Source organism: Rhizobium sp. RHZ02 (genome assembly GCF_014851575.1).
GTDB classification, from domain to species: Bacteria; Pseudomonadota; Alphaproteobacteria; order Rhizobiales; family Rhizobiaceae; genus Rhizobium; species Rhizobium altiplani.
Genome location: NZ_JACUZX010000009.1, coordinates 14505 through 27454 on the forward strand (window position 1 = coordinate 14505; position 12950 = coordinate 27454).

General features: G+C 62.5%; 14 protein-coding genes. 6 read left to right on the forward strand and 8 right to left on the reverse strand.

What is annotated here, in order from left to right:
• Positions 1 to 16: 16 nt before the first annotated feature.
• The gene (locus IB244_RS15480) at positions 17 to 1003 is read right to left on the reverse strand and encodes a zinc ABC transporter substrate-binding protein (RefSeq protein WP_018854744.1); all 987 of its coding nucleotides are present in this window, start codon (positions 1001 to 1003) and stop codon (positions 17 to 19) included.
• A 101-nt stretch (positions 1004 to 1104) separates the two neighbouring features.
• On the opposite strand from IB244_RS15480, the gene IB244_RS15485 reads away from it, so the two are divergent.
• The 5 genes from IB244_RS15485 to IB244_RS15505 all read left to right on the forward strand — a co-directional run bounded on the left by IB244_RS15485 (position 1105) and on the right by IB244_RS15505 (position 3938).
• Positions 1105 to 2025, forward strand: coding sequence for a metal ABC transporter ATP-binding protein (locus IB244_RS15485; protein WP_113471022.1), 921 nt, complete (start codon positions 1105 to 1107; stop codon positions 2023 to 2025).
• The gene (znuB, locus tag IB244_RS15490) at positions 2018 to 2833 is read left to right on the forward strand and encodes a zinc ABC transporter permease subunit ZnuB (protein WP_018854746.1); all 816 of its coding nucleotides are present in this window, start codon (positions 2018 to 2020) and stop codon (positions 2831 to 2833) included. The genes IB244_RS15485 and znuB overlap by 8 nt, the downstream gene beginning before the upstream one ends.
• A complete protein-coding gene (locus tag IB244_RS15495; protein WP_016554263.1) occupies positions 2830 to 3228 on the forward strand; it encodes a Fur family transcriptional regulator in 399 nt (132 codons plus the stop codon). Before znuB ends, IB244_RS15495 begins: the two co-directional genes overlap by 4 nt.
• Positions 3229 to 3489: 261 nt before the next feature.
• Positions 3490 to 3687 carry a hypothetical protein gene (locus tag IB244_RS15500; RefSeq protein ID WP_018854748.1) on the forward strand — a complete coding sequence of 66 codons (198 nt, stop codon included), beginning with the start codon at positions 3490 to 3492 and terminating at the stop codon, positions 3685 to 3687.
• A gap of 47 nt (positions 3688 to 3734) precedes the next feature.
• Complete coding sequence (locus IB244_RS15505; protein WP_018854749.1) at positions 3735 to 3938, forward strand: hypothetical protein; 204 nt, start codon at positions 3735 to 3737, stop codon at positions 3936 to 3938.
• Positions 3939 to 4090: 152 nt separating this feature from the next.
• Here the strand turns inward: IB244_RS15505 and IB244_RS15510 are convergent, their stop codons facing one another.
• Entirely contained in the window at positions 4091 to 4618 is a 528-nt protein-coding gene (locus IB244_RS15510) for a gamma carbonic anhydrase family protein (RefSeq protein ID WP_018854751.1), read from the reverse strand.
• A gap of 11 nt (positions 4619 to 4629) precedes the next feature.
• On the reverse strand, positions 4630 to 5325 hold the full coding sequence (locus IB244_RS15515; protein WP_018854752.1) for a fumarylacetoacetate hydrolase family protein: 696 nt from the start codon (positions 5323 to 5325) through the stop codon (positions 4630 to 4632).
• Between the two features lie 193 nt (positions 5326 to 5518).
• Between IB244_RS15515 and dusA the strand changes: the two genes are divergently transcribed.
• Entirely contained in the window at positions 5519 to 6517 is a 999-nt protein-coding gene (dusA, locus tag IB244_RS15520; RefSeq protein ID WP_192304812.1) for a tRNA dihydrouridine(20/20a) synthase DusA, read from the forward strand.
• Positions 6518 to 6597: 80 nt separating this feature from the next.
• Here the strand turns inward: dusA and IB244_RS15525 are convergent, their stop codons facing one another.
• From IB244_RS15525 to uvrB, 5 genes are all read right to left on the reverse strand, one after another.
• Complete coding sequence (locus tag IB244_RS15525; RefSeq protein ID WP_007533154.1) at positions 6598 to 6810, reverse strand: cold-shock protein; 213 nt, start codon at positions 6808 to 6810, stop codon at positions 6598 to 6600.
• Positions 6811 to 7242: 432 nt separating this feature from the next.
• Positions 7243 to 7446: a hypothetical protein gene (locus IB244_RS15530; RefSeq protein ID WP_018116365.1), complete on the reverse strand. Its 204-nt coding sequence runs from the start codon at positions 7444 to 7446 to the stop codon at positions 7243 to 7245.
• Between the two features lie 145 nt (positions 7447 to 7591).
• Entirely contained in the window at positions 7592 to 8062 is a 471-nt protein-coding gene (locus tag IB244_RS15535) for a hypothetical protein (protein WP_192304726.1), read from the reverse strand.
• Positions 8063 to 9411: 1349 nt separating this feature from the next.
• Positions 9412 to 9702, reverse strand: coding sequence for a GIY-YIG nuclease family protein (locus IB244_RS15540; RefSeq protein WP_192304728.1), 291 nt, complete (start codon positions 9700 to 9702; stop codon positions 9412 to 9414).
• A gap of 221 nt (positions 9703 to 9923) precedes the next feature.
• Positions 9924 to 12836: an excinuclease ABC subunit UvrB gene (gene uvrB / locus IB244_RS15545; RefSeq protein WP_192304730.1), complete on the reverse strand. Its 2913-nt coding sequence runs from the start codon at positions 12834 to 12836 to the stop codon at positions 9924 to 9926.
• Positions 12837 to 12950: the final 114 nt, after the last annotated feature.

Consider the following 12950-nt stretch of genomic DNA (forward strand, 5'->3'; position numbering starts at 1 on the left):
ACCCGCCCCTGCAATCTCAGCTTTCTCGCGCGAGGCAGGCCTTCATGCTGTTGGCAATGCCGAGCATGAGGTTGGGATAGAGGTCCGCGCCGGCATCGAGCGTGGCGGCCTCCGGATCGAGGACACCGGCCTTCGCCTTGGTCCCCTCGATGACCACATCGACCAATCGCGGCTGGAACTGCGGTTCGGCGAAGACGCAGGTGGCGCCAAGTTCGCCGACCTTCTTGTGGATCTCCGCAATGCGTTCCGCGCCGGGGATCGTTTCGGGGCTGACGGTGATCGAGCCCGCGACCCGTACATGATAGCGGTTCTCGAAATACTGGTAGGCATCGTGGAAGACGATGAACGGCTTGTCCTTCACCGGTGACACGATGCCGGCGATTTCCTTGTCCAGCGCGTCGAGGCTGTCGTCCAGCGTCTTGGCGTTGGCCTGGTAGGTGAGGGCATTGGCGGGGTCGGCTGCGACGAGGGTGGTGGTGATCTCGGAGGCCATCGCCCTGGCATTCTGCGGATCGAGCCAGAGATGGGTGTCGAAAGTCCCGTGATCGTGGCCCTGATCGGTGTCGGCACGGGCATGATCATGTCCATCGCCGTCATGATGATCTTCACCGTCATGGTCGCTGTGGTCGTGCGGTTCGAAGGCGCCGCCCTCACGGAACTTGAGCTTGGTCAGGCCGGGCGCCTTGTCGAGCTCGGCGACGACGGCATCAGACCCGATCGCCTCCAGCGGCTTCTCCAGAAACGTTTCAAGCCCGGGACCGACCCAGAACACCACCTTGGCGTTTTGCAGCGCGCGCGCGTTTGACGGCTTCATATTGTAGGTGTGGGGCGAGGCGGCGCCATCGACGATCAGTTCGGGTGTGCCGACGCCCTGCATGATCGCCGATACGAGCGAGTGAACCGGCTTGATCGAGGTCACCACGACAGGCGCATCCGCCGTTCTGCCCGCCTCGGCAAAGAAGATGGCGGGAATTGCGAGGGTAAGGGCCGTCGCGAATTTCATCGGTGTACTCCGCTTGAATTGCAGTTGTAATGTTATTACATCGATTGCGTTATGCTATAACGTGTGCGATAGCAAGTCGCAACAGCACATTCGGAAAAATGATGTTCTCTCCCGCAAATTCCGAAGCGAAGCCATTGGTCTCGCTTTCCAACGTCGGCGTCCAAAGAAGCGGCCGCTGGCTCGTCCGGGGCGTGGATTTCTCGGTCTCGCGCGGCGAGATCGTGACGCTGATCGGCCCCAATGGCTCGGGCAAATCGACCACCGTCAAGACGGCGATCGGCGTGCTGAAGCCCGATGAGGGTACGGTTGAACGCGCCGACGGCCTCAAGGTCGGTTATGTGCCACAGAAGCTTGCGATCGATTGGACGCTGCCGCTCACCGTACGCCGGCTGATGACGCTGACCGGACCGCTCTCCGAACACGACATGACCGCCGCGCTCGAAGCCGTCGGGCTTTCACATATGCTCGGCGCCGAAGTGCAGCATCTCTCGGGCGGCGAGTTTCAGCGGGCCTTGATGGCGCGGGCGATTGCGCGCAAGCCTGATCTCCTCGTCCTCGACGAACCCGTTCAGGGCGTCGATTTCTCAGGCGAGATCGCGATCTACGACCTGATCCAGTCGATCCGCAACTCGACCGGCTGCGGCATCCTGCTGATTTCGCACGACCTGCATGTCGTCATGGCGGCGACGGATACCGTCATCTGCCTCAACGGCCATGTCTGCTGCCGCGGCACACCGCAGGCGGTGACGCAGAGCGCCGAATATGTCCGCCTCTTTGGTAGCCGCGCTGCGCAGGCGCTTGCCGTCTACAGCCATCACCACGACCACACGCATCTACCGGATGGCCGTGTGCTGCATTCCGATGGCTCCGTCACCGATAACTGCCATCCTGATGACGGCCACCATCATGGCCACGAAGGGCACGACCACGCCCACCACAACCACGCCGGTCACAGCCACGATCATCATGCTGACGATCATAGCCATGATCACAAACAGCCCGCAGGAGAGCGCCATGTTTGACGATTTCTTCGTCCGCGCGATCCTTGCAGGCGTCGGGCTTGCGCTGACGACCGGCCCGCTCGGCTGTTTCATCATCTGGCGGCGTATGGCTTATTTCGGCGATACGATCGCCCACTCGGCACTGCTCGGCGTCGCGCTCTCGCTGCTCCTGCAGTTCAACCTGACGCTTGCCGTGTTCCTCGTCGCGGCTACCGTGTCGATCCTCCTGCTGTTCCTGCAAAAACGCCAGGCGCTGTCTGCGGATGCGCTGCTCGGTATTCTGTCGCACGCGACGCTGGCGATCGGTCTCGTCATGGTCGCCTTCATGAGCTGGGTGCGCATCGACCTCATCGCTTTCCTGTTCGGCGACATCCTTGCGGTCTCGAAGACGGATATTGTCATGATCTGGGGCGGCGGCATTCTCGTTTTGGCGGCGATCGCCTGGCTCTGGCGACCGCTTCTGGCCTCCACGGTCAACCCCGAGCTTGCCGAGGCCGAGGGACTGCAGCCGGAGCGGGCGCGGCTGTTCTTCATGCTGCTGATGGCTGTTGTCATCGCAATCGCCATGAAGATCGTCGGCATCATGCTGATCACCTCGCTGCTGATCATCCCGGCGGCCGCAGCGCGCCGTTTCGCCTCGACGCCTGAGGTGATGGCGGTCTTCGCCTCGCTGATCGGCGCCGTCGCCGTGGTCGGCGGGCTGTTCGGTTCGCTGACCTACGACACGCCCTCCGGCCCCTCGATCGTCGTCGCGGCCCTGATCCTTTTCATTCTGAGCCTGCTGCCGAGGCGCGGGCGCGGGCAGGCCTTGGAAGGACAACGTTCATGAACGCACCTGCTTTGACCAAGAACCAGGCTCTCGTTTTCGAGGTACTCGAAAAGGCGGACGGACCGCTCAGCGCCTATACGATCCTCGACAAGCTGCGCGATCATGGTTTTCGCGCGCCACTGCAGGTCTACCGCGCCCTCGAGAAGCTGCTCGAGTATGGCGTGGTGCACCGGCTGGAAAGCATCAACGCCTTCGTCGCCTGCGCCCATCCGGACCAGAACTGCCACAGTCACGGCATCGTCGCCTTCGCGATCTGCGAGAGCTGTGGGCATGTCATGGAGTTCCACGACCACGAGGTCGATCACCGCCTCATGGACTGGACGCGCGGCAAGAAGTTCAAGGCAGAGAAGACCACGATCGAGATCCGTGGTCTGTGTGAGGCGTGTGCCGCTTAGGCCTGACCGCTCAACCAAATTCTCTCTATGATTGCTGATTATTGTTTATGTAAGTATTGATTGTATTTGTAGCTGGTTTATGATGTTCGGCGGGGCTGGGGACTCACACATGCCGAAATGTCATCTATCTTTGCTGATATTGGCAATTCCGCTCAGCGGATGTTCCATCTTGGCGCCTGTTTACAACGAGGCCGTCTATACGAAGCTTGACGGCGCACATTCGAGCCTGACGAAAATCGATATTACATCGAAGCTCTCGCCATGGTGAAGGACGCGGGCGATATCGCAGGGCGTCGCACGGCTTATCTCCAGGGCAAACCATCTGCGCGCGCCGCACAGCTCGTGGCCGACAACATCGAACGCTGCCGGCAGGCGATCGAAGCATCCCGGGCGAAGTTCGAGGCCAAGGGTCAGCGGGCCAACGAAACGGACAATATTACGATCGTTCAGAACACCTGAGGCATAGCCAGAACGATGGAGGGGTCATTGAAATAGGGGGGACAGCCATGTCTGTTGACGCGAATTTCGCACCGGAATCTGCCGAAGAACTGCTTGAAGGCCTGCTGTCCGTCGCTGCCGCGACGGCAAAGGGCCAATGGACCGCCATTCGCGACGAGATGACCTACCAGCTGGGTTTCATCGCGCAGAAGACCGCCAAGGTCATGGCGCAGCTTGCGGCGAGACGATCACCGCCAAGTCTGCTGACCTGACGCTGCATCTTCTCGTACTCAATCTCAACAGCGCGTGGCCGAGTTCGAATTCCTCCTTTATGTCGCCGCGCAGAAGATCCTGAACGCCGTTTTCGATCTCGTGAAGATGGCCGTCAAGAACGTGACCGGCGTCGGTCTGCTGTTCTAACAGTTCAGAGTGGGCGCAAGTCCCGCGCGAAACGTTGCCAGTTGCCGACATATTTTTCGGCTGAGCGGCGTAACCCGGCGATCGCCGCCTCGTCCAGGGTGCGGACCACGCGCGCCGGCGAGCCGACGATCAAGGAGTTATCCGGAAACTCCTTGCCCTCGGTGATCAGCGCATTTGCGCCGACGAGGCAGTTGTTGCCGATCTTGGCGCCATTCAGCACCGTGGCACCCATGCCGATTAGGGAATTGTCGCCGATCGTGCAGCCGTGGACGATGGCGTGATGACCGATGGTGCAGCCTTCGCCGATCGTTACGGGAAATCCCGGATCGGTGTGCAGCATCGCGCCTTCCTGGATGTTCGTCGCCGCGCCGACGGTGATCGGCTCGTTATCGCCGCGCAGCACTGCACCGAACCAGACGCCGACGTCGACGCCAAGTAACACCTGACCAATGACATGGGCATCCGGGGCGATCCAATAGTTGCCTGATGGCGGCAGGTCCGGCATCAATTCGCCAAGCGCGTAGACAGGCATGACGTCTCCCCTCAGGCCACGTTGATCGACAGCGTGGAAATGCCGTCGATGCCGCAATCGACACGGTCGCCCTTCTTTACGGCGCCGACGCCTGCCGGCGTACCGGTCATGATGACATCGCCCGGCGCCAGGATGAAGAGTCTCGAGAGTTCGGCAATGATCTCAGGCACCTTCCAGATCATCTGGTTGAGGTCGCCATCCTGGACGCGCTTGCCGTTCAATTCCAACCAGATCCGGCCCGCCGAGGGATGCCCAAATTGGCTTGCCGGGACGATAGGCGACACCGGTGCTGAATATTCGAAGGCCTTGGCGACTTCCCAGGGGCGGCCGAGCTTCTTCGCCTCGGCCTGTAGATCGCGACGTGTGAAATCGATGCCGACGGCGTAGCCATAAATGCAGTCGAGCGCCTTGTCGGCGGCGATATCCTGGCCGCCGGCTTTTAGCGCCAGCACACACTCGACCTCGAAATGCACATCGCTGGACAGCGGCGGGTAGGGGAAGTCCTTGCCTGCGGGCAGCAGATTGTCGGCGTTCTTCTGGAAAAAGAACGGCGGCTCGCGGCTCGGGTCATGGCCCATCTCGATCGCATGGTCGGCGTAGTTACGCCCGACGCAGTAAACGCGGCGTACCGGGAACGCCTCGGCTGTGCCTTCGACGGGAAGCAGGACGGGATGCGGAAGCGGGATGACGGTGGCGGGAAGGGACATTGCACGCTCTTGCTGTTCGTGAGTCCTGACATCTTAGACGGAAAGCAACGGCGGGGGAACGCGTGGTTCGACAACGCAGCATCATCATCGCCTTGCATCCTGACATGGCTGCCTTGCGTGAGGAAAACTGGCGTTTTGCCTGCCTTTACGCTATGAGCGCGGCATGACGACATCCAATTTCTACGCCGAGGCCCTGACGTCGGGCCAGCCGATCTTCGCGATTGCGCCGATGATCGACTGGACCGATCGCCATTGCCGCTATTTTCACCGGCAGATCAGCCGCAATGCGCTGCTCTACACGGAAATGGTGGCGGCCGATGCGATCATCCATGGGCCGCGCGAACGGCTGCTGTCCTTCGACGGAGCGGAGCATCCGGTGGCGCTGCAGCTCGGTGGGTCGGATCCGGCGAAACTTGCCGAGGCGGTTCGGATCGCTGGCCCTTACGGCTACGACGAGATCAATCTCAATGTCGGCTGTCCCTCGGACCGGGTGCAGTCAGGCACCTTCGGCGCTTGCCTGATGCTGACACCGGAGACGGTGGCTGCCTGCGTGGCGGCGATGAAGGCGGTGGCCGACGTGCCTGTCACGGTGAAGTGCCGGATTGGTGTCGACGAGCAGGATCCGGACGCGGCTCTGCCCGATCTTCTCGATCGTGTGCTCGATGCCGGTGCCGACGCCGTCTGGATCCACGCCCGAAAGGCCTGGCTGAAGGGCCTGTCGCCGAAGGAGAATCGGGAAATCCCGCCGCTCGACTACGAGATCGTCTACCGCACGAAAGAGGCGCGGCCCGATGTCTTTATCGGCATCAACGGCGGCATCCAGACGCTGGACGAGGCGGCTGATCATTTGAACCACGTCGACGGCATCATGCTCGGGCGTGCGGCCTACCAGAACGCCGCGATTCTTGCCGATGTCGACCATCGCTTCTATGGCGCGGTTGCCGACGAAGCTGACTGGGGCGATATCCGCGGCCGGATGATGGCTTATGCCGAGCGCCATATCGCCAACGGCGGGCGGCTGCAGCAGGTGGCGCGGCACATGGTCGGGCTGTTTACGGGGCTGCCTGGCGCGCGGCGCTACCGACAGATTCTCTCGACCGACGCGGTCAAGATGGGAGCAGGCCCCGAGGTGATCGCAGCCGCCTTTGCGGCGGTGGATTTCGAGGGCGCGCGGGAAACTGTCAGCGCCTAGGGCGACGCTACGACCGGCCAAACGAAAAACGGCGCCCCTTGCGGAGCGCCGTTCTCTTTCCTGCCGAAGCAGAGAATGAATTAGTTAGCCGAGATGTTCACGGCCTTCGGGCCCTTGCCCATGCGGTCCGGCTCGGTGTCGAAGGTGACCTGCTGGCCTTCGCGCAGCGACTGGATGCCAGAAGCCTGGAGCGCGGAGATGTGGACGAAAACGTCCTTCGCGCCGCCTTCCGGCGTGATGAAACCAAAACCCTTGTCCTGGTTGAAGAATTTTACGGTGCCCTTGGTGGCCATTGGGATAGTCCTTTTCCCTTAGTCTGTTTGGTATCCATCCCCCGCGAGAGGAAACGGACGGCTTTAGCTTTCGCGCTCCCTCATCAAAATTCAGCGCGCGAAGGGTCAGTCGAGTAGTTCACGAACGGGGAAAGAACGTCTACGTACGCGGGTGTCCCCCACGCTGCCTTCCTGCCGGAAAGCTTTACCACATCAGTCCAGTCACCGGCATGCAAATGCCCGAGAGCCGCATTTGGTGACAGCATTCGAAGCAAAAGGCAAGCGGCAATATTGTGGCACCAGAATCGCCGGAGCGGGAATCGCCAAAGATTCAGACGCTTGACGAATTGTAAGCATTCACAGCCACTGCTGTGCCGTTTCCGGAAACTGTGCCGGAACGGCACCCCCGCGCGCCTTTGCCCCCTCGGCCGTGACCGCCTCGAGCGCGCAATCCTAGCGGGCAGCCGCGCTGGCGAGCTTGTGCTGCACGATGTCGGCGCTGCCGCGCACATGCGACACGACGGGCTTGCCGCTGGCATCGGTGACGGCATAGGCGACAATGGTGACGTCTTCCTCGAAGGAGGAAACGTAGATGACCTGCTCGGGGTTGATATAGATCGTGTTGTTGTGGGTGTTCCTGAAGCCGACGAAGGCCATGCAATGTCTCCTTATGCGCTGCCGGGGCAGGTATGCCACCCAGGGGTTGAAGCAAGTTTAACGGGCGGCGCTGCCGAAGAGGATGCCTTGCAGTCCGGTGCGAGATCGTCCGACACGAGCACGCGCCGCCGTACCGCTCCGGCGGTCATCGCCGGAAACGTGTTTTCCAGCTCCACGCGGCGGGCGCTTGGCCGGCCCTGATCCTGTCGATCGCGTCGAGGCCGCCATGGGCGCGATGGCCGGGCGGAAGGGCGTGGCGGACGATCTTGGTCACCGCATAGTGATACTCGGGCGGCTTGTCGATCAGCAGCCGGTAGAGATTGCCGAAATGGCCGGACTGCGCCGCCTCGTAGACGCTGGCGGCGAAATCGAAGAACTCGTCATGCGCCTTCCGCTCGTCCTCGGTCAGCATGGTGTAGCAGAGCGGCAGCCTGTTGTGGGTGAAGACGAGCAGGCAGGATCGCGTGCGGCGGCAGTTGCGCACGCCGCAGACCCTCGCTGGCAGGCCGAGCATCTCGGCGGTGCGCAGGCGCAGCCTCAGCGTGCCGTAGTCGCCGATCCGGCGTTCCCATTCGCTCATCGTCGCTTCGTCCGTTTTCCCTGCGGATCCCATCATGTCTGCGCCTCCGTCTCTCCTTCGCCGGTGCGCCGGCGGCGGCGTGCGGCTTTGCCTTCACGCGGCTGGTTTCGCCCGTGGTTTGATCCTGGCATCGGTTTGCCGGCCCGTGCGGGCGACAGGGTTCGGACGGGGTGCTCGAAAGAGCCTCATCTGAAAAGTGTAAAATGGCGCTGTCGAGCGCCCCGTTCGGCGGTTTATGCCGTCAACTCCGGTCCCTCTGCCGCCTTGCCCGAGGAAGCTTCACTTCTCCTGGGGGCCATGTGTGCCACACAGGCACGTCCGGGGCTCAACTCGACGCCGCATTCGCGCGATCGCCGCCGTCCCCGGAGGGAGACCATTTTCTGCGGACCCGGTGCATGAGGTTTTGCGTCCGACCCTCACACCCGCGCCGGTCCCGCCTCGCCGCAACGCCTTGCGGTGTATCCGTGACGGGACGAGAGGGATGATGGCATGTGTTGGGAGGGGTGGGGATGAATTTCGAGTAGAATTTCACCTAACGTGTAAAAGGAAAGAAAGTAGGCCCATCAAATCATGCGCATAAATTTGCTCACATGCGCTGATCTCCGCACTTCTCAATGCGGGCCTTCATTGCGGAGGCCCGCTTGTGTGCCGATAGGACCGGCTAACGGACCTTGCTGAACTCGGCTATAATATCATCCAGGTTGATCTCGCTCAGTTTACTAAATAGTAATTCTGGAGATATTACATCAATATGATCCGCTCCCAAACGTTGGACCAGCGGAGGCTGGAGTTTTCCGGCTTGTGTCAGGGGGGGCGGGCTGGTTGCGCCTCCCGGATTCATCAGTGCGATCGGGACCTTGTTGCCGATCGCACCATGTGGCCGAACCATCACTTCCAGGTCGCCGTGTTCCCGTCATGCATGAACCTTGTGGTTGAAAAAGTCAAACACACCACCAGAGATAAAGCCAGGTTTTGCACAGCCTGCATTAGAACTGCTTTGGAGAAATATTACCACGTGAGGACCCCGGATCAGGTCCGGGGTGACGGTGAGGTCGACGAGTTTGTTCGCTTAAATGGCTTTGCGGGTTCTCGCTTTCGTCATGCCGGGCTTGACCCGGCATCTAGTGGCGCCGCGTCTGCCGTGCAAAGAGTCTCCACGCTCAAGGATTTGAGCGCGGTGTCCGACCTCAGAGTTTGCCTTGGTATGCTCGTTCTGCACTCCGTCATGCCGGACTTGATCTGGCATCCAGTGGCGCCGCTTCTGCGGTGCAAGAGAGTCTTTCGCGCTGAAGGACTTGAGCGCGCTGGACCCCGGATCAGGTCCGGGGTGACGGGTAAGTTGGCGACGAGTGCCGCGCGGATGAGGTGGTGTTGTGGGCACGAGTTCAGGGGCCGTGCAGGAAATGGGCGATGTCCTGCCAGTCGGGGTTCATTGTCTCGATGAGGTCGAGTTTCCATTTGCGCGGCCAGTTCTTGATGGTCTTTTCGCGAGCGATCGCATCGGTGACGAGGTCGTATTCCTCGAACCAGACGAGCGTCTTGACGCCGTAGCGGCTGGTGAAGCCCGGGGTGAGGTTGGTCTGATGCTCGAAGAGGCGGCGCGGCAGGTTGGATGTCACGCCCATGTAGAGCGTGCCGTTGCGCTGCGAAGTCAGGATGTAGACGTAGCCCTTCATGAGCGGATGATGCGTGTTCCTGAGATAGAATGCAATCAGCGATGGCCGTCATGCCGGACTTGATCCGGCACCCAGCGGCGCGATGTCCATCGCGCGGAGATTGTTGTTGTTTGCTGATTCATTCACCGCGCGGACGCGCGGTTGCTGGATCCCCGATCAAGTCCGGGATGACGGGGAGTGTGGGTGGTGGCGCGACAGAGGGAATGGTCTGGCCGAGGCGATCACTGCCCAGGCCGCCCCGTCTTGCCCTTCGTGCGCCCCTTGCGCTTCTGGTCCACCGGATCCTCATAACTCCCCACGCCCGCCTTGCCGCGCACAAGCGGCCTGACGTCGTCGCGCTCCGGCTGGCCTTCCAGCAGCCGTGAGAAGCGCTTCGTGCCCTTGGCGGCGTCGGGCTTGTCCGGCAGGTGGCCGGCGACCGGCTTTTCGGTGCGGCCGACGGTCATTTCGTCGAGGCTGTTGCGGCGGAAGAGGCTCTTGCCAGCGGGGTCGGCGACGTCGCGGCCCATATCGTCGAGATCGGGTTTGCGGAAGAGCGGGGTTTCGGTGTCGGTGCCGGGGCCCATGTCGTCGAGGCCGGGCTTGGTGAAGAGCGAGCCGCCGCCTGCGGCCGGCTTGCCGCTCTTCTTGCCGCTGCCTTCCTGCGAGCGGGCTTCCTCGCGTGCCATCGGGTCGTCCATGACCGCGAGTTCGGCGGCCTTGAGGCGCTTGATCTCGTCGCGCAGGCGGGCGGCCTTCTCGAAGTCGAGGTCGGCGGCGGCGTCGCGCATCTGCTTTTCCAGCGCGTTGAGATGGGTCTGCAGGTTGCCGCCGACGAGGTTGCCGCCATCGGCAAAGCCCTTGCCCGAGGCGCCCGATATGTCGGCGCGGACGTGGTCGCGTTCGTAAACCGAGTCGAGGATGTCCGAGATCTTCGCCTTGACGCTCTCCGGCGTGATGCCGTGTTCCTCGTTGTAGGCCACCTGCTTTTCGCGGCGCCGCGCGGTCTCGTCCATGGCGCGCTGCATCGAGCCGGTGATGTTGTCGGCATAGAGGATGACCTTGCCGTCGACGTTACGCGCGGCGCGGCCGATCGTCTGGATCAGCGAGGTCTCGGAGCGCAGGAAGCCTTCCTTGTCGGCATCGAGGATGGCGACGAAGCCGCATTCGGGAATGTCGAGGCCTTCGCGCAGGAGGTTGATGCCGACGAGCACGTCGAAGGCGCCGAGGCGGAGGTCGCGGATGATCTCGATGCGCTCCAGCGTGTCGATGTCACTGTGCATGTAGCGGACGCGGACGCCCTGTTCGTGCAGGTATTCGGTTAGGTCCTCGGCCATGCGCTTGGTCAGCACGGTGCAGAGGGTGCGGTAGCCCTTGGCCGCGGTCTCGCGGATTTCGCCGAGCACGTCGTCGACCTGGCTGCGGGCGGAGCGGACCTCGACGGGAGGGTCGATCAGGCCGGTCGGGCGGATGACCTGCTCGGCGAAGACGCCGCCTGACTGGTCCATCTCCCAGCCGCCGGGGGTGGCCGAGACGGCGATCGTGTCGGGGCGCATGGCGTCCCATTCCTCGAAGCGCAAGGGACGGTTGTCCATGCAGGAGGGCAGGCGGAAGCCGTATTCGGCGAGCGTCGCCTTGCGGCGGAAGTCGCCCCGGTACATTCCGCCGATCTGCGGGATGGTGACGTGGCTTTCGTCGATGAAGACGATGGCGTTGTCGGGGACGTATTCGAACAGCGTCGGCGGCGGGTCGCCGGGGTCACGGCCAGTGAGGTAGCGCGAATAATTCTCGATACCCTGGCAGGAGCCTGTCGCTTCCAGCATTTCGATATCGTAGCGGGTGCGCTGTTCCAGGCGCTGGGCTTCCAAGAGACGGCCGGCCTTCTCGAGTTCGACGAGACGGAGCTTCAGCTCCTCCTTGATCGACTTGATGGCGGCGTTCAGCGTAGGGCGCGGGGTGACGTAGTGCGAGTTGGCGTAGATCTTCACCGATTTCAGGTCGCCGGTCTTGGCGCCGGTCAGCGGGTCGAACTCGGTGATGGCGTCGATCTCGTCGCCGAACATGGAGATGCGCCAGGCCGCATCTTCCAGGTGGGCCGGGAAGATTTCGATGGTGTCGCCGCGGACGCGGAAGGAGCCGCGCTGGAAATCCATGTCGCGGCGCTTGTATTGCTGGGCGACGAGGTCGGCGAGCAGCTGGCGCTGGTCGAGGCGGTCGCCGACGTTCATCTGGAAGGTCATGGCGGTATAGGTTTCGACCGAGCCGATACCGTAGATGCAGGAGACCGAGGCGACGATGATGCAGTCGTCGCGCTCGAGCAGCGAGCGCGTCGCCGAGTGGCGCATGCGGTCGATCTGCTCGTTGATCGAGGATTCCTTCTCGATATAGGTGTCGGAGCGCGGGACGTAGGCTTCCGGCTGGTAGTAGTCGTAGTAGGAGACGAAGTACTCGACCGCGTTGTCGGGGAAGAAGTTCTTGAACTCGGAATAGAGCTGCGCGGCGAGCGTCTTGTTCGGCGCCAGGATCAGGGCCGGGCGCTGGGTTTCCTCGATCACCTTGGCCATGGTGAAGGTCTTGCCGGAGCCGGTGACGCCGAGCAGGACCTGGCTGCGGTCGCCATTGCCGAGGCCCTCGACGAGGTCCTTGATGGCAGTCGGCTGGTCGCCGGCGGGCTGATATTCGCTGTTCATGCGGATCGAGATGCCGCCTTCGGACTTGTCCGGCCGGGCGGGGCGGTGCGGCGTCCAGATCTTGCCGTTCTTGTGCAGCGGGTTGCCGCTCTCGATCAGCGCCGACAAAGCCTCGACAGTGGCGGTGACGGCGGTGCCGGCCTGCAATGAGGCGGCTTCCTCCAGCGTCGTGTCCATGCCCGCCACCGGATTGAGGCCGGCGGCCGCACGGGTCTTCGGATCGGTCGAGCCGCCCATCGACGTGCCGCGCGCCGACTTCGAGGCGGCGATTTCGACCTTCTTGCGGTGCTTGCCGGCCTTCGAGGCGATCTGGCGTTGCGTCTCGACACTTGACGCCTCGGCATCGGCCTCCAGCTGCTTCACCCAGTCGGCAACGGAACCGGACAGGGGAGCGCCCTCGAAGGACGACTGCGGGGCTTCCTCGAAGCCAACAGGGGCGGCGGATTTCTTCGGAGTTTTGGCCATGGGCGGAATATGGCGAGAGTCACCGCGAAAGTGAAGGGGCAAAGAGTACTGATGGGGGAGCGACGCGTGACGTGGCGGGGGTGCCGCGTCCAGGGGCGTTGAAGCCACCCGGTC

What these genes read in the sequence shown, in the direction of transcription:
- IB244_RS15540 (WP_192304728.1), bottom strand. Translation starts at nt 9,702, where the DNA reads ATGAAGGGCTACGTCTACATCCTGACTTCGCAGCGCAACGGCACGCTC.
- IB244_RS15495 (WP_016554263.1), top strand. Translation starts at nt 2,830, where the DNA reads ATGAACGCACCTGCTTTGACCAAGAACCAGGCTCTCGTTTTCGAGGTA.
- uvrB (WP_192304730.1), bottom strand. Translation starts at nt 12,836, where the DNA reads ATGGCCAAAACTCCGAAGAAATCCGCCGCCCCTGTTGGCTTCGAGGAA.
- IB244_RS15505 (WP_018854749.1), top strand. Translation starts at nt 3,735, where the DNA reads ATGTCTGTTGACGCGAATTTCGCACCGGAATCTGCCGAAGAACTGCTT.
- IB244_RS15510 (WP_018854751.1), bottom strand. Translation starts at nt 4,618, where the DNA reads ATGCCTGTCTACGCGCTTGGCGAATTGATGCCGGACCTGCCGCCATCA.
- IB244_RS15480 (WP_018854744.1), bottom strand. Translation starts at nt 1,003, where the DNA reads ATGAAATTCGCGACGGCCCTTACCCTCGCAATTCCCGCCATCTTCTTT.
- IB244_RS15500 (WP_018854748.1), top strand. Translation starts at nt 3,490, where the DNA reads ATGGTGAAGGACGCGGGCGATATCGCAGGGCGTCGCACGGCTTATCTC.
- IB244_RS15530 (WP_018116365.1), bottom strand. Translation starts at nt 7,446, where the DNA reads ATGGCCTTCGTCGGCTTCAGGAACACCCACAACAACACGATCTATATC.
- znuB (WP_018854746.1), top strand. Translation starts at nt 2,018, where the DNA reads ATGTTTGACGATTTCTTCGTCCGCGCGATCCTTGCAGGCGTCGGGCTT.
- IB244_RS15485 (WP_113471022.1), top strand. Translation starts at nt 1,105, where the DNA reads ATGTTCTCTCCCGCAAATTCCGAAGCGAAGCCATTGGTCTCGCTTTCC.
- IB244_RS15515 (WP_018854752.1), bottom strand. Translation starts at nt 5,325, where the DNA reads ATGTCCCTTCCCGCCACCGTCATCCCGCTTCCGCATCCCGTCCTGCTT.
- IB244_RS15535 (WP_192304726.1), bottom strand. Translation starts at nt 8,062, where the DNA reads ATGATGGGATCCGCAGGGAAAACGGACGAAGCGACGATGAGCGAATGG.
- IB244_RS15525 (WP_007533154.1), bottom strand. Translation starts at nt 6,810, where the DNA reads ATGGCCACCAAGGGCACCGTAAAATTCTTCAACCAGGACAAGGGTTTT.